At 29.6% G+C, this 17,612-nt stretch carries 20 protein-coding genes; 6 read left to right on the top strand and 14 right to left on the bottom strand.

What is annotated here, in order from left to right; all coding sequences use genetic code 11:
* Nucleotides 1-5: 5 nt before the first annotated feature.
* The 14 genes from ftsH to ABXT56_RS00975 all read right to left on the bottom strand — a co-directional run bounded on the left by ftsH (nt 6) and on the right by ABXT56_RS00975 (nt 11,233).
* On the bottom strand, nt 6-1,898 hold the full coding sequence (gene ftsH, locus ABXT56_RS01040; RefSeq protein ID WP_415300446.1) for an ATP-dependent zinc metalloprotease FtsH: 1,893 nt from the start codon (nt 1,896-1,898) through the stop codon (nt 6-8).
* A 54-nt stretch (nt 1,899-1,952) separates the two neighbouring features.
* Nucleotides 1,953-2,999 carry a tRNA lysidine(34) synthetase TilS gene (tilS, locus tag ABXT56_RS01035; RefSeq protein ID WP_415300444.1) on the bottom strand — a complete coding sequence of 349 codons (1,047 nt, stop codon included), beginning with the start codon at nt 2,997-2,999 and terminating at the stop codon, nt 1,953-1,955.
* On the bottom strand, nt 2,959-3,942 hold the full coding sequence (gene ybgF, locus ABXT56_RS01030; RefSeq protein ID WP_415300443.1) for a tol-pal system protein YbgF: 984 nt from the start codon (nt 3,940-3,942) through the stop codon (nt 2,959-2,961). Before ybgF ends, tilS begins: the two co-directional genes overlap by 41 nt.
* 88 nt (nt 3,943-4,030) lie before the next feature.
* Entirely contained in the window at nt 4,031-4,510 is a 480-nt protein-coding gene (gene pal, locus ABXT56_RS01025; protein WP_415300441.1) for a peptidoglycan-associated lipoprotein Pal, read from the bottom strand.
* Between the two features lie 84 nt (nt 4,511-4,594).
* Nucleotides 4,595-5,935 (bottom strand): Tol-Pal system beta propeller repeat protein TolB, encoded by a 1,341-nt coding sequence (gene tolB / locus ABXT56_RS01020; protein ID WP_415300439.1) that lies wholly within the window; start codon nt 5,933-5,935, stop codon nt 4,595-4,597.
* Between the two features lies 1 nt (nt 5,936).
* A complete protein-coding gene (locus ABXT56_RS01015) occupies nt 5,937-6,746 on the bottom strand; it encodes a cell envelope biogenesis protein TolA (protein WP_415300437.1) in 810 nt (269 codons plus the stop codon).
* Nucleotides 6,747-6,754: 8 nt separating this feature from the next.
* A complete protein-coding gene (gene tolR / locus ABXT56_RS01010) occupies nt 6,755-7,168 on the bottom strand; it encodes a protein TolR (RefSeq protein ID WP_415300435.1) in 414 nt (137 codons plus the stop codon).
* Between the two features lies 1 nt (nt 7,169).
* Entirely contained in the window at nt 7,170-7,844 is a 675-nt protein-coding gene (tolQ, locus tag ABXT56_RS01005) for a protein TolQ (RefSeq protein ID WP_415300433.1), read from the bottom strand.
* Between the two features lie 53 nt (nt 7,845-7,897).
* Nucleotides 7,898-8,392, bottom strand: a complete 495-nt coding sequence (locus tag ABXT56_RS01000) for a crossover junction endodeoxyribonuclease (RefSeq protein ID WP_415300431.1) — start codon at nt 8,390-8,392, stop codon at nt 7,898-7,900.
* The gene (locus ABXT56_RS00995; RefSeq protein ID WP_415300429.1) at nt 8,392-9,117 is read right to left on the bottom strand and encodes a YebC/PmpR family DNA-binding transcriptional regulator; all 726 of its coding nucleotides are present in this window, start codon (nt 9,115-9,117) and stop codon (nt 8,392-8,394) included. Before ABXT56_RS00995 ends, ABXT56_RS01000 begins: the two co-directional genes overlap by 1 nt.
* 5 nt (nt 9,118-9,122) lie before the next feature.
* Nucleotides 9,123-9,929, bottom strand: a complete 807-nt coding sequence (locus ABXT56_RS00990) for a TIGR00282 family metallophosphoesterase (protein WP_415300428.1) — start codon at nt 9,927-9,929, stop codon at nt 9,123-9,125.
* On the bottom strand, nt 9,926-10,471 hold the full coding sequence (locus ABXT56_RS00985) for a 5-formyltetrahydrofolate cyclo-ligase (RefSeq protein WP_415300426.1): 546 nt from the start codon (nt 10,469-10,471) through the stop codon (nt 9,926-9,928). Before ABXT56_RS00985 ends, ABXT56_RS00990 begins: the two co-directional genes overlap by 4 nt.
* A 4-nt stretch (nt 10,472-10,475) precedes the next feature.
* Nucleotides 10,476-10,922 (bottom strand): cell division protein ZapA, encoded by a 447-nt coding sequence (locus ABXT56_RS00980; RefSeq protein WP_415300424.1) that lies wholly within the window; start codon nt 10,920-10,922, stop codon nt 10,476-10,478.
* A complete protein-coding gene (locus ABXT56_RS00975; RefSeq protein ID WP_415300422.1) occupies nt 10,910-11,233 on the bottom strand; it encodes a 5-formyltetrahydrofolate cyclo-ligase in 324 nt (107 codons plus the stop codon). The genes ABXT56_RS00980 and ABXT56_RS00975 overlap by 13 nt, the downstream gene beginning before the upstream one ends.
* A gap of 53 nt (nt 11,234-11,286) precedes the next feature.
* On the opposite strand from ABXT56_RS00975, the gene tkt reads away from it, so the two are divergent.
* From tkt to efp, 6 genes are read left to right on the top strand one after another with little or no spacing between them, the layout of a single operon-like run.
* Nucleotides 11,287-13,245 (top strand): transketolase, encoded by a 1,959-nt coding sequence (gene tkt / locus ABXT56_RS00970; RefSeq protein ID WP_415300421.1) that lies wholly within the window; start codon nt 11,287-11,289, stop codon nt 13,243-13,245.
* A gap of 2 nt (nt 13,246-13,247) precedes the next feature.
* Nucleotides 13,248-14,255: a type I glyceraldehyde-3-phosphate dehydrogenase gene (gap, locus tag ABXT56_RS00965; RefSeq protein WP_415300418.1), complete on the top strand. Its 1,008-nt coding sequence runs from the start codon at nt 13,248-13,250 to the stop codon at nt 14,253-14,255.
* Nucleotides 14,255-15,433, top strand: a complete 1,179-nt coding sequence (locus tag ABXT56_RS00960; protein WP_415300416.1) for a phosphoglycerate kinase — start codon at nt 14,255-14,257, stop codon at nt 15,431-15,433. Before gap ends, ABXT56_RS00960 begins: the two co-directional genes overlap by 1 nt.
* A gap of 1 nt (nt 15,434) precedes the next feature.
* Nucleotides 15,435-16,445 (top strand): class I fructose-bisphosphate aldolase, encoded by a 1,011-nt coding sequence (locus ABXT56_RS00955; protein WP_415300414.1) that lies wholly within the window; start codon nt 15,435-15,437, stop codon nt 16,443-16,445.
* A complete protein-coding gene (thiE, locus tag ABXT56_RS00950) occupies nt 16,432-17,055 on the top strand; it encodes a thiamine phosphate synthase (RefSeq protein WP_415300413.1) in 624 nt (207 codons plus the stop codon). The genes ABXT56_RS00955 and thiE overlap by 14 nt, the downstream gene beginning before the upstream one ends.
* Nucleotides 17,052-17,612 (top strand): elongation factor P, encoded by a 561-nt coding sequence (efp, locus tag ABXT56_RS00945; protein ID WP_415300411.1) that lies wholly within the window; start codon nt 17,052-17,054, stop codon nt 17,610-17,612. The genes thiE and efp overlap by 4 nt, the downstream gene beginning before the upstream one ends.

Here is a 17,612-nt window from a genome sequence, read left to right as displayed (position 1 = left end):
TTTCTTTAATGAACTATTTTTGGCTTAAGGCCCATTGAGCTTAAAGCTGAACCTTTATCTTCATCTTCAACTTTTAAATCTTCTTTATTATTTGGATATATATTTTTATTAATTAAATTTTCTATTTCTTCACCTGAAAGAGTTTCATAAGTCAAAAGAGCCTTTGCTAATTTATGCAAGTCATCAATTTTTTCAGTTAATATTTTTCTTGCTCTTTCATAACCTTTATCTACAATTTTTCTAATTTCAGAATCTACTTTTTTAGCAGTCTCCTCTGACATATTTTGAGTTCTAGCAACAGACCTGCCTAAAAATACTTCTTCTTCATTTTCTCCATATGAAACGGGGCCTAATTCTTTGCTAAGTCCCGCTCTCATTACCATTGCTCTTGCTCTCTTGGTTGCTTGCTCAATATCACTTGAAGCACCTGTTGTAACTTTATCATCACCAAAAATAATTTCTTCTGCCACTCTTCCACCCATTGCTATAGCTAACTGGGCATGTAATTGCTCTCTTGTTTGTGATAACTCGTCTCTCTCTGGTAACTGCATTACCATTCCTAATGCTCTGCCTCTTGGAATAATTGTTGCTTTATGGATAGGGTGTGCTGCGTCTTCATTAATAGTCACTATTGCGTGTCCTGCTTCATGATAAGCTGTTAAAGTTTTTTCTTCTTCTGTCATAACCATAGATCTTCTTTCTGAACCCATCATTACCTTATCTCTTGCTTCTTCAAATTCGACTAATGTAACTATTCTTTTATTTTTTCTTGCAGCAAGTAATGCTGCTTCATTAACTATATTTGCCAAATCTGCGCCTGAAAAACCAGGAGTTCCTCTTGCTACTACTCTTAAATTTACGTCAGGAGCCATCTTAATTTTTTTTACATGAACTTTTAATATTTTTTCTCTTCCTATAATGTCTGGCAGTCCAACAACTACCTGTCTATCAAATCTTCCTGGTCTTAATAATGCTGGATCTAACACATCTGGTCTGTTAGTGGCTGCAATAATTATTACTCCTTCATTTGTATCAAAACCGTCCATTTCAACTAATAATTGGTTTAAGGTTTGTTCTCTTTCATCATTACCTCCTCCTAAACCAGCACCTCTACTTCTTCCAACAGCATCTATCTCGTCTATAAAAATAATACATGGAGAATTTTTTTTGCCTTGCTCGAACATATCTCTTACTCTTGATGCACCAACACCCACGAACATTTCAACAAAATCTGACCCAGATATAGTAAAGAATGGAACGTCTGCTTCACCAGCTATTGCTCTAGCCAGTAAAGTCTTACCTGTTCCTGGTTGACCTACTAATAAACATCCTCTTGGTATTTTTCCTCCTAGCCTACTAAATTTTTTAGGGTCTTTTAAAAATTGAACAACTTCTTCCACTTCTTCTTTTGCTTCTTCTACTCCAGCGACATCGTCAAAAGTTACTTTACCTTTCAGCTCATTCATCATTTTTGCTTTAGACTTTCCAAAGCCCATGGCTCCACCTTTGCCACCTTGCATTTGCCTCATAAAAAAAATCCAAACAGCAATCAGAAGTAACATTGGAAACCACGATAGTAATACACCAAACAAAGATGGCATCTTATCTTCTAACGGAGCAGCAGAAATACTTACACCCCTACTAGATAATTTTTCAATTAAGTTTGGATAGTTTGGCGAGTATGTAGAAAAAGAATTTCCATTAGCTAAAACTCCTCTTATATTATTACCTTGGATGTCTACTTTTACAACTCCACCGTTATCAACTTCTTTTAAGAATTCTGAAAAAATTATCGAATTACCTTTGCCAACGTTAGCTTGCGGGTTTTTAAACATATTATAAAGACCAATTGTTAAGAAAACAATTACTGCCCACATTGCTAAATTTTTTATATTCATAACTATAAGATAATAATTATTATCAATTAAACAAGTGTCAAATTGTTACAAATTTTAGATTTTAGGTGAACTTTCTTGAGATATTAATATAGTTTCATTAACTCTCTCAACATAGCAAGCACCCAACGTAACTTTCGTTAAAGATCTGTTATTAATTTTTTCAATCAATTGATTAATACTTTTTCCCCTAACGGGATAATATTTTTTTCCAATTTTTTGAATTAGTCTTGTTAGTGATCTAAAAATTATTTCGTGTGATTGATCAAAAAAATTATGGCTTAAAATATAGACATTTTTCTTTTTTAAAAAAATTACATTTTTTTTTAAATTCTTTTCTACATAAAATTTAATTGACTCGTTAGAATCTTTTAAATTATTAATAGTTAATTCTAATTTTTTTATATCCAATCCTTCTTTTTCAAGTGAGTGCAATAAGTTTCTAATTCTAGTTCTTTTATAATCTTCATTTACATTTGATGGATCTTTAACAAAAAAACCAAACACTTTATTTGAGATATAAAGCATATTTTTTTTTTCCAAATTTAAAAGAGGTCTTATGATATTCAAATCTTGATCTCTATATTTTATATTTTTACTAAATGAAATTAGTCCATTTAATCCACTGCCTCTTACAATTCTTATTAGAAAATTTTCATGTAGATCATTTAAATGATGACCCAACAGCAAATGTTTAATCTTATTTTTTTTACATTGGTTTACTAATAAGGAGTATCTTTTTTCTCTAGCTATTGCTTGAATATTTTTAGAAGGTTTTTTTCCATTCCAATTTAAAATTGTACATTGAATATCTATTTTTTTTAAAACTTGTTTAACCATTTTAGCTTCTACAGACGACTCTTTTCGGAGTTTATGATTAACTAGATAATATTTAACTTTTATTTTATTTATTAGTGAATAGCATTTAACTAAATAAGCTAATGCTAAACTATCTGGCCCTCCAGAAACAGCAACTGCTAAGTCTTCTTTGACCTTTAGTGAAGAAGAAAATTCATTATAAATTTTAGATATCTTTTTTTTATTTAATTGACTTAAAATTATTTTATGTTTTTTGCTTTGAGCATTCAAATTTTTTAGATTCATACTTTGCTTTTTGAAGTACAGATTGATTTGCTTTAGGGTATTGTTTTTCAACTCCCTCAATCATTTTACAACCTTGTTCTTTCTCTCCTATCTGTACCATTGATACACCAAGTTTTAATAAATTTATAGGAGCCTTCTCCCCTTTTGGATATTTTTGATATCCCTCAAGATAAGCAGTCGCTGCATCAGTATATAATTGTCTTATTCTAAATGTTTCAGCATACCAATATTGCGCATTACCTGCTAGTTTATGTTTTGGATTAGCTATTACAAATTCTCTGAAAGCTCTCTCTGCCATACTATAATCGCCCACTTTTAAAAAACTAGTTGCAAAATCATATTGTTTTTCTGGTGCACCTTCGGGAAGGACATTCTGCTCTGCCTCAAATGATTCAGTTACTATTGAAGATGTAGTTTCTACAGATTGTATTTTTTGAGTGCTTTCATTACTTTCTGTATCTTTGTATGAGATTGAACCTAAATCCTGTGGTTGTGAAGATCCAGGTAAACTTTTTTTTAATTTTTCTTTTTGGTTTGAGGTTAGTTTTTGGCTAATTTCTCCTGATGAAAAAGTATTTTCAATATCCTGAAATCTTAATTGATTGTCAGCCTGAACTTTAGAAATTCTGTTAGATAGTTTATCTAATTTAAAGTTTATTTCTTCAAACTTATTTGTAAGCTCTTGAAATTGATTTTCAATATCTGCTAGTTTTAGCAGATGTCTTGTTAAAACATCTTCAGAATTTTGATCAAAACTTTCCTGATTATTTAAATTGCTTGTATTAATTGATCCTGAATAAACTGCTTTCTCTAGTGTTTTTAAATCTTTCTGTATTAATTCTAAAACTTCATTAATACTGTGGTTGTCTGCTAAAGCAATATTAGAAAAAAAAATAAACAAAAAGGTTATTTTTATATGAATTATCTTTTTATAATTGAACATAATATAATGAGTAGTAATTATAATGATGGCAAAAAAAAGACCCTAAGCACTTTTAAGTGAAAGGGTCTTTTGTAAATTATTTTACTAATTAGTTAGCTTTAACAGTAACTGATCTTCTGTTTTTAGACCAACCTAAAGGATTTGATCCTGAGTCCACAGGTCTTTCTTTACCATAACTTAATACAGATATTCTGTCTGAAGAAATTCCATATGTCATTAAATAGTCTTTAGCTGAATTAGCTCTTCTTTCACCTAATGCTAAGTTGTACTCTCTTGTTCCTCTTTCATCAGCATGACCTTCTAATACAACATTAATTTTTGAATTTTTTCTTAACCAAGAAGCTTGTTTTCTTAAAGTCTCCCTTGAAGCCGTTGTAAGTACAGTCTCATTTGTTGCAAAGAAAACTCTATCTGGAACTCCAGAAGCTAGATACTCAACCGTATCATTACCAGTATAAACGTCGCCTTGCATTTGTCCTGTTTGTTTTTGTTGTGTAGCACAAGCTGTTAACAACAAACCTGCCGTGAGTACTAAAAATCCTCTTTTTAAAATTTTACTTAAGTTCATTATTGCTCCTTAATTCTTAATTGAATTGCTTACCTTTTCACAACTAAATAGATGTTTCAAGTTAAAAAATCAAGTGATAAGTCTTTAATTGCTTAATAATGATGACCACGATGGGTCTGAAGCGTCTGTTTCAGTTTCAACCATTTTTTCGTTATATCCAGTCAGATCAATAGACCATAATTTGGCTGAAAAACCCTCTCCTTTTGAATTTGTTTTAGTTTCTCTGTAAAAAATTAATACTCTTCCATTTGGAGACCATGATGGTGCTTCTTGATAAAAATTTTCTGTTAACAACCTTTCACCACTTCCATCTGTTCTCATTACTCCAATGTAAAACTTACCTTTGTGTAATTTTGTAAATGCAATTAAGTCTCCTCTTGGAGACCATACTGGTGTTCCATATAAACCAGTGCCAAAAGAAATTCTTTTTATATTTTTTCCATTACTTTTCATTACATAAATTTGCTGATAGCCACTTCTGTCAGAATTGAAAGTGATATACTTTCCATCTGGTGAATAAGAAGGCGATGTATCAATTGATGGGTGGTTTGTAATTCTTTCAACAATTCTATTTTCTAAATCCATAGTGTAAATATCTGAATTTCCATCTTTAGCAAAACTCATTATAATTTTTTTTCCATCTGGAGAAAATCTTGGTGCAAATGTCATGCCTGGAAAATCACCTACAACTTCTTGCATTCCTGTTTCAATATCTAGCAAATAAACTCTTGGCAAATTTCTAAAATAAGAAAGATATGTAACCATTTGATTTGTTGGACTAAATCTTGGTGTTAAAACTAACTCATTTCCAAGAGTTAAAAATTTGTTATTAAAACCATCTTGATCCATGATAGCTAACTTTTTTATTCTATTGGTTTTTGGACCTTCTTCTGAAACATAAATTATTCTAGTATCAAAATAACCTTTTTCTCCAGTTAAACGTTCATAGACTTTGTCTGTAATTATGTGGCCTACTCTTCTCCAATTACTAGGAACGGTAGTAAATGCTAATGCCATCATTTCCTTTCCCGCTAAAACATCCCATAATCTAAATTCTACTCTTAGCTTGTCATCTACAAATGTAACCTTACCCGTTATTAAAGCTTGTGCTTTAATCAAGTTCCAATCTTCAAATCTTGGTTTTAAATTTGCAATATCTGGCTTTTGGAGAAAAGCATTTTTATCTAAAGGATTAAACAGTCCTGATTGTCTTAAATTATTCTCAACAATTAAAGATATTTCAGATCCAAGATTTTTTTTATTTAAAATTTTTTTAAAGTTTTCTTTTGAATTGGCGTCAATTGAAAGTGGAGAAACAGCCACTGGTAAAGGACTTAAATTTCCTCTTGTAATATCAACTTCTATTAAAGCAAAAGCTTTAATTGGAAATATAATTAATAGTATAAATATATATCTAAATAACATTTTATCCTTCTAACATTTCTCTTGCATCAAAGTTTAATTGTAACTCTTTCCATCTCTCATATCCAGTACTAGGAACTCTAAGAGGTTGACAGAGTTTTATTGCTCTAAGAGCACTTTCAGCTAAAACTTTATAAAATCCTTGTCCTGGTTTATTCATTCTAGCATGATCAAGAATCTCGGAGTCTATAATAGATCCATCTGGTTTCAATTGTAACTTAATTCTAACTAATAAATTTTCATTATAAGGCAGACCCAGAGGAATGCTCCAACACCCGAAAATTTGCGCTTTTAAAGCATCCTCTTCACTTAATGATAATCCAGCAAAATCAATACTTTTGTCTTGATCTTGAGTTATATTATCAGTTTTTTTATCTGTCTCTGCACTTTCGATTTTGGATTTATCAATTAAAGCTGCGATATTGTTTGGATCAAACAAATCTTTTTTTTCAAATTCTGAAACTTGTTTAACATCAGTCTCTACTTTTTCAGGATTTTGCTTGTCTTCTTCAATTTTTTTAACTTCATCTATTTTTTCATCTGGAAGAGGAATTGCATCCTGCTTCTCTTTTTTAATAGCTTTTGGTGGTGCCTGCTCTGAAACAAGTTTCTTTTCTTTTTCTTTAACTTTTTCAATTATTTTTTTTGCTTTAGGGGCAAATGGAATGTTAGTCTTATCTGTAATTTGAATAAGCTCGACTGAGACTATTGGAGGTAAGTCAATCGGTTTTTTGGCAAGAAAAGGTAAGCTCATAGCCGTGATTAATACAAGAAATATATGTAGCCCAAAAGAAATAAAAATATTTCTATCCATTTTTACTATCACTCTTTATATGGTTCAGAGATTAATGCTACTTTTGTAAATCCAGAGCCTGATAACATTCCCATTATCTCTAAAACTCTTCCATAATTTATTGATTTATCTCCTCTAACATAAATTCTTGTGTCCGTTCTATTTTTTGATACCGCTAAAATTTTTGCAGTAATTTTATCATAATCAACTTTGGACTCTTGAATAAATATTTCACCTTTAGAGTTTATAGATAAAGTTAATGGTTCCAGTTCTTCTGGTAAAGTGTCTGCAGAACTTTCTGGAAGATCAACCTGTACCCCTACGGTTAGTAATGGAGCTGTTACCATAAATATAATTAATAAAACTAACATTACATCTACAAAAGGAGTAACATTTATTTCACTCATAGGTTCTTTGGATGCACGATTTAGTTTAAAAGCCATTTTATATTATTGATATAAATCGTTTAGAAAAGTTTTCTAATTTTTGAGAATATTTTTTTGAATCATTATTAAATTTATTGTATGCAACGACCGCAGGAATTGCAGCCAACAATCCTAATGCAGTTGCAAATAATGCTTCTGCTATACCGGGTGCAACAATTGCTAAACTTGTATTTCTTGAAATTGCAATTGATTGAAATGAATTCATTATTCCCCAAACTGTTCCGAATAAGCCAATAAATGGAGCTGTTGAACCAACAGTTGCTAAAAACGTAAAACCTTTATCAATTTTTGACATTTGTTTCTCAATATTAACTTCTACCATACTTGATATTCTTTCATTAAGATTAGTTTTAGTTTTGGCTTTTAATACAGTTTGCATGGTATCCTTAAACAATAAAGCCAAAGGATTTTCTAAATTTATTGGTAGGTTATTATAAAAAGATTCAGCTGATTTTGATTTCCAAAATTTTATTTCGAACTCTTCAGACTCTAAGTTGATTTTTTTAAATAATTTATATTTTTCTATAATAACTGCCCATGAGTAAATTGAACAAGCTATCAGCATAAGTATTACAGATTTCACAACAAAATCTGCTCGTAGAAAGAGACTTAATAGGGAAAAATCAGTGTTTGATGCAAGTCCAACTGCTTGCGATGTGATGTCAGCTTCCATTGTTAAGATTTCACACTTAAATGTGTCATGAATTTGACCTTATTAGAGTTAATTTACTCATCTATTTTGTACGTTTCATAAAAATAACTAGCAATCAAGATAGCATCAGCTTTGTTTGAGTCTTTTTTTCTTGATAATTCTGATGAAAAATAGGGAAATACTTCTATCGCTTTAGTTCTACTTGCATCTTTTTCAGAATTTATAAGGTTAAAATATCTTTTCCACTTTGCTGGTCTAACAAAATACATAGGCAATTGCATTGCTGAACATATTCCTTTTAAAATTCCAAATGACTGACCAAAATTAAACATGCTAGTTACACCTTGTCCGGGCATAGCTGATACTTGTTCTATTACAACTTTAATTTCTTCTTTTTTTAAACTCTTAATGCGTAAAGAAATTTCATGAAAAATTTGTGCACCATTAACTTGTTTTTTATTTTTTTTACCCTCTGCCATATTTGGCATCTCTACCACATCAATTATTTTTCCATCTTCAAAAAAACAAATAGAGCCTGTAATACCGGGATCAATTCCAATTATGAGCATTAATTATTTCCAAAATTTACGTTTGAATAAACATTTTGAATGTCGTCATCATCTTCTAGTGTTTCTAAAAAATTAATTGTAATTTCTTCTCTATCCTTTTCAACATCAACACTATTCAGGGGCACCCACTCAATTTCAGTTGAAATAAAATTTGCTATTGTTTTTTCTAAATTTTTTTTTACATTATAAATTTCACTCACAGGACATTGAATCTCATGAAAAACTTCATTTGAAATACACTCATCGGCACCCGATTCAATTGCTAATTCTAAAATTTGCTCGTCTGATATTTCTTTTTTATCAATCTTAATAACACCTAATTGATTAAAGTTGTGTGAAGCTGAACCCTGCGTTCCTAAGTTTCCACCACTTTTTACAAATATAGATCTAACATTAGATGCAGTTCTATTTTTGTTATCTGTTAATGCTTCTACGATTACAGCTATTTTATCTGGACCAAATCCTTCATATCTTAAATTTTCATAATTAGTTTCGGTATTAGCTGATGATTTAGCAATTGCTCTTTCAATATTGTCTTTTGGCATGTTTGCTGATTTGGCTGCTTGAATTGCAGATCTAAGCCTTGGATTCATATCGGGGTCTTTGTCACCTAATTTTGCAGCTACACTAATTTCTTTTGATAATTTAGAAAATATTTTAGATCTTTGTTTATCGGCTTTACCCTTTGAATGTTTTATACTCGCCCACTTTGAATGACCTGACATAATAATTAATGAGAATTTTTTAATTCTCCTCCATATATAAAACTTTTTACATTTCTTGCTAACCCTGTTTCTATATCACATTCAACTATCACACCACATAAACTAGCTTCTCCTGTTGCTGGAAAATGTTTAATAGATTTTTTTTTTAAAAATCTATTAATTGAATTCTCTTTATTCATACCAATAACAGAATCATAATCACCACACATTCCTGCATCAGTCTGATAAGCTGTGCCTGCTTTTAGTACTCTAGCATCATTTGTTGGTATGTGTGTATGAGATCCAACAACTAATGTAGCTTTGCCATCAAAAAGATGTCCAATGGCTCCCTTTTCGCTTGTTATCTCTCCATGGAAATCAACTAATAGAAAATCATAATCTTCTTTAAGCTTGTATTTTTTCATAAATTTTTCAGCAGCTTCAAAAACATCTTCACATTTTTTCATAAAAACATTTCCCATCAAATTAAGTACACCAACTCTCATTCCATTTTTGGCTTTAAATATTCCAAATCCCTTACCAGGAGATGGCTCAAATAAATTTTTAGGTCTAAGAAGTCTTTTTTCTTTTTCAATATGAGTCATTGTTTCTTTTTGATCCCACACATGATTGCCTGTTGTAACTACATCTACCCCACAATTAAATAAATCTCTGCAAATCTCTTCAGTGAGACCTACACCTGTGTCAGCTGCATTTTCACCATTAACAACTACAAAATCAATTTTATCATCATTGATTTTTGGAAGTAGATTTTTCAAAATCATTGATCGACCTGAAACACCAACTACATCACCTAAAAAAAGTATTTTCATTTTAAAACATATTTATTTGTAACAATATAATCTAATTTTTGATCATATATATTAGTTGGAACTTTATCTATTTTTTGAGCCTGAATAGCCAACCCTATCTTAATAATTTTTTTTATTTTTGAAAATTTTTTAATAAATCGATCATAATATCCACCACCATATCCAAGTCTATTCAGATTCTTATCAAATGCTACCAGGGGAATTAATAAAATATCTGGATAAATTATACTTTGGATTTCTGGCTCAGGAATACCATATTTATTTACTTTTAATGGTTCGGTAAATGACCATTTATAATAATCCATCTGAAAGTTTTTTTTAATTACAGGTAAAGAAATATCAAATTTATTTTTTTCAAATTTTTTTAATAATACCAAGTCATCTATTTCAAAGTTTACTGGATAGTATCCACCAACAACCTTTTTATTCATTTTTTCTTTTTTTAAAATTTTCATGAGTTCATTAAAATTAATTTGAATATTTTTTCTATTAATTTTTTTTCTAATTTTAAGAATTTTTTTTCTTAATTTAGATTTTGACACAGGTCTATTGAACTGGATTTTCTAAATTTGCTTTTTCAACAAAATTTTCAATTTCATTTGTTGCTGCTTCAATTATTCTCTCATAATCTTCTTTGTTCTTTTCTATCTCTTTCTTAAAATTCTCATGATCTTCAGATAATTGTTTCAGCTCTTCTTCTTTTTTATCCTTATAATCATAGACTAAAGATTTTAATTCTCTAAATTTATTTGATAGATTTTGTAATTCAGTTTTTTTTTGATCTACTTTTTTTTTAGTTTCAAAATATTCATCCATTATTTGAACTGAAGTAATTAACAGAAGTTTATTTTCTCCTAAGTTTCCAAGATTATTCTTTAAATTACTAAACTTTTCATTAATATGGTTTAATAATTCTTCTAAATGCTCTTCTTGCCCATCATCACAAGATAGGAGAAAGTTTTTACCATTAAATTTAATATTTACATTTGCCATTTGTCTATTTCTTCTAATAAAGTATCTGTTTCTTGATTTAATTCATCTATTTTTTCTGAAAATTCTGTCTCTTTTTTTCGTTCAACAATTTTTCTTTGATTGATTTCCTTTAATTTTTGATCAAGAGCTTTGAATTCACTTTCTAAATTCTGATACTTTTCTTCTATTTGTTTTTTTTCAATTTCTAATTGATTTTTTTGAATACTTAAATTTTCTAAATTAGACTTTAATGTTGGGTTTTGTAAATCTAAACTCTTCAATCTATTAAGTGCAAAACTAAGTTTTTTTTCTTTTTCACTGCCTGTTTTCATATATATATATTTATATTATTAAATTGAGTCTTCGAAGTCTAGATAGGATATTTTTGAACAAATTACATAAAGATTTATCAAACGCAATAAGGTTTTTGTCAATAGATGCTGTTCAAAAAGCAAATTCAGGTCACCCTGGAATGCCAATGGGAATGGCAGATGTGGCAACTGTTTTATTTAGAAAATTTCTTAAATTTAATCCAAAAAATCCCAACTGGTTAAATAGAGATAGATTTGTTTTATCTGCAGGCCATGGATCTATGCTTCTCTACTCTTTGCTACATTTAACTGGATACAAAAGTATTTCTTTAAACAACATTAAAAATTTTAGACAATTGAAATCTATTTGTGCAGGCCACCCCGAGTATCACCTTGGTACTGGGATTGAAACTACCACGGGTCCTCTTGGCCAAGGTATTGCTAATTCAGTTGGCTTTGCTATTGCAGAAGAAATTTTAAAGAAAAAGTTAGGTAAAGAAATAGTAAACCATAAAACTTACGTTTTGGCTGGTGACGGGTGTTTAATGGAAGGCATTAGTCATGAAGCAATGAGTCTAGCTGGGCATTTAAAATTAAAAAACCTAGTAATGCTTTTTGATAACAACTCAATATCAATAGATGGACCAACTAATTTAGCAGTTTCAGATAATTTTAAAAAAAGATTTGAAAGTTATGGTTGGGATTATATTCTAATTAACGGTCATAATGAAAAAGAAATTTTTACAGCTTTAAAAAAAGTTCAAAGTGCAAAAAGACCGACCGTTATTTCATGTAAAACAAAAATTGGATATGGTTCACCCAATAAATCTGGCAAAGCCTCTTCACACGGAAGTCCTATTGGTACAGATGAGATTAAGCTAGTTAGAAAAGCTTTGGACTGGAAACATAAACCTTTTGAAATTCCTAAAGATATTTTAAATGAATGGAAAAAAATTGGTAATAAGGGTGCCAAACTAGAATCTACATGGAATAAGATTTATAAAAGAAAGAAACAAACTATAGATAAAGTTTTTAAAAATAATTTTTCTAAAGCTTTAAAATCTGAAAAACAAAATTCTATTAAAGAAAATAAAAGCCTAGCTTCACGTAAAGCTTCTGAGCTGATTCTTAACGCACTTACTAGAGAAAATAATACATTAATTGGTGGCTCAGCTGACTTGGCTGGATCTAATAATACCAAAACAAAGCATCATAATGTTATTAAATCTACTAATTTTAATGGTGATTATATTCACTATGGCGTTAGAGAGCATGCAATGTCTGGAATAATGAACGGACTAGCTCTTCATAGTAAATTTATTCCTTATGGTGGAACTTTTTTAATATTTTCTGATTACTGCAAACCTTCAATTCGCTTGTCTGCCTTAATGCAACAACGTGTTATTTATGTAATGACTCATGATTCAATTGGTTTAGGAGAAGATGGACCAACTCACCAACCTATAGAGCAATTATCTGGATTAAGATCTATTCCTAATTTAAATGTTTTTAGACCAGCTGATCGAATGGAAACTATTGAGTGCTGGGAATTAGCTTTAAAAAATTCTAAAACACCAAGTGTATTATCTTTAACTAGACAAAATCTTCAAGTTATTAGAAAAAAGTATTCAAATATAAATAAATGTTCTTTGGGTGCTTACGAAGTTTTAAGAACGAATAGAAAGATAAGTTTAACAATATTTGCTAGTGGTTCTGAGGTTAATTTAGCAATTGAAACTAGTCATAAATTGGCCAAAGATAAGATATATTCTAAAGTTGTGTCAGTACCATGCCAAGATATTTTTGACTTACAGCCAAAATCATATAAGAAAAAAATTCTTGATGAAACAAAATTTAAGATATCTATTGAAGCTGCTTCAACAGATTGTTGGAAAAAATATATTGGAACTGAGGGTTTAACTTTTGGAATTGATACGTTTGGAAAAAGTGCACCATATAAAGAAATTTATAAATATTTTGGATTAACAGTTCAAAATATTTCACAAAGAAGTAAAAAATTAATTAAGAGTTAAATATGACGATAAAAGTTGGCATTAATGGAATGGGAAGAATTGGCAGAATGGTAATTAGAGCTATTATTGAAAGCCAAAATAAAAATATAGAAATCAAACATATTAATAATAGATCAAATTCTGAGGCAAGTTGTTCTTTAATTAAGTATGACTCTATTCATGGTAAATTCAATGCAGATTTAGATTATGATGAAAAACACTTAATTATAAATAATAATAAGATAACATTTTCACAAGAATCTAATATTGAAGATATAAATTGGAAAAAATTTGATGTTGATTATGTTTTTGAATGTACTGGAAAATTCAACTCAAAAGAAAAATTATTAATTCATATAAAAAATGGTGCAAAGAAAGTTCTAGTTTCTGCACCTTGTAAAAATGCAGATAAGACAATTGTTTATGGGGTTAATGAGAATATTTTGACAAAAAAAGATCAAATTATTTCTGCAGCCTCTTGTACAACTAATTGTCTTGCACCTGTTGCAAATGTTTTAAATGAAAATTTTCAAATTGAAAAAGGGTTTATGACTACCATTCATGCTTTTACTAGCGATCAAAGAATTTTAGATAATTCTCACAAGGATCCAAGAAGAGCAAGATCAGCCAGTCAATCAATTGTTCCAACCTCAACAGGTGCTTCAAAAGCAATTGGTGAAATTATACCGTCCTTAAAAGGTAAACTAGAGGGTATTGCTATGAGAGTACCAACTCCCAATGTTTCACTTATAGAATTGGTTTTTTGTACAAAAAAAGAAATGGATAAAGATGCAATTAATAGTGCATTTACTTCTGCTTCTAAAAAACAGGTAAAAAAAGTTTTAGAAGTTACATTGGAAAAGTTAGTTTCAATTGATTTTAATCACAATTCAGCTTCAGCGATTGTTGATTTATCTTTAACTAATGTAGTTGGGAAAAATATGGGAAAAATTTCAGCGTGGTACGATAACGAATGGGGTTTTTCAAATAGAATGTGTGACATTGCAGAACATATTCATAAAATCTCTTAATGAGAAGCATAAAAGACGAACCTAATCTAAATCAAAAAAAAGTGTTACTTAGGTTGGATTTAAACGTTCCACTAAGTGAAGGAAAAATTACAGACACAACTAGAATAGATAAAATTTTACCCACTATTAATTTTTTATTAAAGTATGGGACTAAAATTATAATATTATCCCATGTTGGTAGGCCTAATGGTAAAATTGAAAAAACTCTTTCTCTTAAACCAATATGTGAAAATTTAAAAATTAAATTGAATCAAAATATAGAACTTATTTCAAAAAACTTAAAAGAAGTGAAGTCTGAAGATTTATTTAATAGTCATGATCAAAAAATTGTAATACTTGAAAATCTTAGGTTCTATGAAGAAGAAGAAAAGAATGACAATGTATTTGCAAAACATTTAGCAAGTTTAGCTGATATTTATGTTAATGATGCTTTCTCATGTTCGCACAGAGCTCATGCCTCAATTTCTGAAATTACTAAATTTATTCCATCATATGCCGGTCTACAATTTAATTTAGAAATTGAAGCTCTAACAAAAATTACGTCTGAAATTAAAAAGCCCATTACTTGCATCATTGGAGGTTCCAAAATATCATCTAAAATTAATATTATTAAAAACTTAATACCTAAATTTGATAATATTATAATAGTTGGTGGTATGGCTAACAATATAATTAAATATAAAGGTTATGAAATTGGAAAGTCTATTCAAGAGAATGGATGTGAACAAATAATTGAAGAAATATTTTTTCTATCAAAAAAAGAGAGTTGTAAAATTATTTTTCCTGAAGACGTTGCAGTAGGTAAAAGCTTAAATGGATCACCTGAAATAAAAGAGTTAAATAATATTTTAAAAGACGAGTTAATTTTAGATATTGGTCCAAAAACAATTAAGACTATCAATCAATTAATTGAAAAAAGTAGTACTATTTTATGGAATGGACCTGCTGGATATTTTGAAAATTCTAAATTTGCTAATGGAAGTGTGGAAATTGCAAAAAAGATTGTTGAAAAAAACAAAAACAATGCAATTTACTCTGTAGCTGGTGGAGGTGATACAGTTGCATTATTAAATATTTTAGAAACAACTAATCACTTTAATTTTGTTTCAACAGCTGGTGGGGCTTTTCTAGAATACCTTGAAGGAAAAGAACTTCCTGGTATAAAGGCACTGAATTAAAATGTCTGAATTAAATAAAATTGCATTAAAAATACTCTCTAATGGCAAAGGAATCCTTGCTGCGGATGAAAGCAATGGAACCATGACTAAACGACTAGATTCTGTAAATGTTCCATCAACTTCAGAAAATAGGCTTTTATTCAGAGAAACACTTTTCTCTTCCGAGGGAATGAAAAATTATATTGGGGGAGTTATTTTATATGATGAAACAATAAACCAAACATCTAACTTACAAAAAACTATTCCAGAATTAATTTCTATATCTGGTGCAGTGCCTGGAATTAAAGTTGATACTGGTGCAAAAATTCTAGCGGGGTCACCTGAAGAAAAGATCACAGAAGGATTGGATGGTTTAAGAGAAAGACTTCAAGGCTATTATAAACTTGGTGCAAGATTTACAAAGTGGAGAGGTGTGTATAATATTTCAAATAAATATCCAAGCACACTTTCTATTCAATCCAATGCTCATGCATTAGCAAGATATTCTGCACTAGTTCAAGAATGTGGAATGGTCCCAATTGTAGAGCCAGAAGTTTTAATGGACGGAGATCATTCTGCTGAAGTTTGTTTTGATAAAACCTCTGAAGTTATTAGGAGGTGTTTTGAAGAATTAGCAATCCACAAAATCGATTTAAGTGGAATAATTTTAAAACCCAATATGATCTTAGCAGGAACTGAGTCTAATAAAAAAATATCAAGTGAAGAAGTTGCAAGACTTACATTAAAATGCTTGAAAAAAAATGTTCCTTTTGAAGTGCCTGGAATTGCTTTTTTATCAGGTGGTCAAACAGAAATAGAGGCAACTAAAAATTTGAACCTAATTAATAAGCATAACGATACAAATTTTATTATGACTTACTCATATGGTAGAGCCTTACAAAAAAGCGCACTCAAATTTTGGTCAAAAAATATTAAAGATACTAATGGAACTCAAAAAATTTTCAACCACAGAGCCAATATGTGTACGCTTGCTGCTCAAGGGAAATGGTCAGCAGAACTTGAAGCAAAATAAGATAAATAAGAAATTTATTTATTTAATTTCTCCAAACAAAATAATGGATGAAAGCTTTTATACGAACTTGGCTCTTGTATTGAATTCAGGAAAAGTAAACTATTTTCAGCTAAGACTGAAAAAGGAGACAAATTCAAAAAAATTGATTATTGGAAAAAAAATAAAAAAAATTTGTAAGAAATATAAAGTTCAATTTTTAATCAATGATGACCCACTACTTGCTAAAAAACTTAATGCAGATGGTTGTCATTTAGGTCAAAAAGATATGAATTTAATCAAAGCCAGGAAGTTACTAATAAATAAAATCATTGGAGTCACCTGTCACAACTCTATTGGTTTAGCAAAGAATGCTATTGAGGCTGGTGCTGATTACTTGGCTTTTGGAGCATTTTATACATCTAAAACCAAGATAGTTAAATATAGAGCTAGTTTAAAAATATTAAAATCTGTTAAAAAAATAACAACTCTGCCAATTGTTGCTATTGGTGGTATAAAGTTCAATAATTATAAAAAACTTTTATTGAATAAAGCAAACTTTTTAGCTATTTCAGGCTACATTTGGAATAATAAAAAATATAAACCATTAGAAGCTATTAAAAAATTAAAATGAAAATATACGCAAGTGAAATTAGAGTTGGAATGCTAGTTGAATATAAAAGTGATCTTTGGCAAGTTCTTAAAACACAGCATGTTAAGCCTGGTAAAGGTGGTGCCTTTGCACAAGTTGAAATGAAAAGTGTAAATAAAAATACAAAATTAAATGAAAGATTTAGATCTAGTGAGTCCATTGAAAAAGCCTCATTGGACGAAACAAAGTTCAATTATCTTTATGAAGATGAGGCAGATTATTATTTTATGGACCCTAAATCTTTTGAACAAATTAGCATTAAAAAAGAAATTGTTGGAGAAAAAGGAAAATTATTGACTGAAAATTTAGAAGTAAGTATAAGTTTTTATAATGAAAACCCTTTAACAATAGAATTACCCAATCAAGTTACATGTATAATTGAAACAACTGACGTTGCGCTTAAGGGCCAAACTGTTTCTTCTTCGTATAAACCTGCAACTTTAGATAATGGAATAAACATTCAAGTGCCTCCCTTTATTGATAGTGGAGATAAAATCATTGTTGATACCAGAACTATGGAATACATAAAAAAGATATAA

Source organism: Candidatus Pelagibacter sp. Uisw_134_02 (assembly GCF_047720265.1).
Classification (GTDB): domain Bacteria; phylum Pseudomonadota; class Alphaproteobacteria; order Pelagibacterales; family Pelagibacteraceae; genus Pelagibacter.
This window is presented reverse-complemented; position numbering and strand designations above follow the sequence as displayed.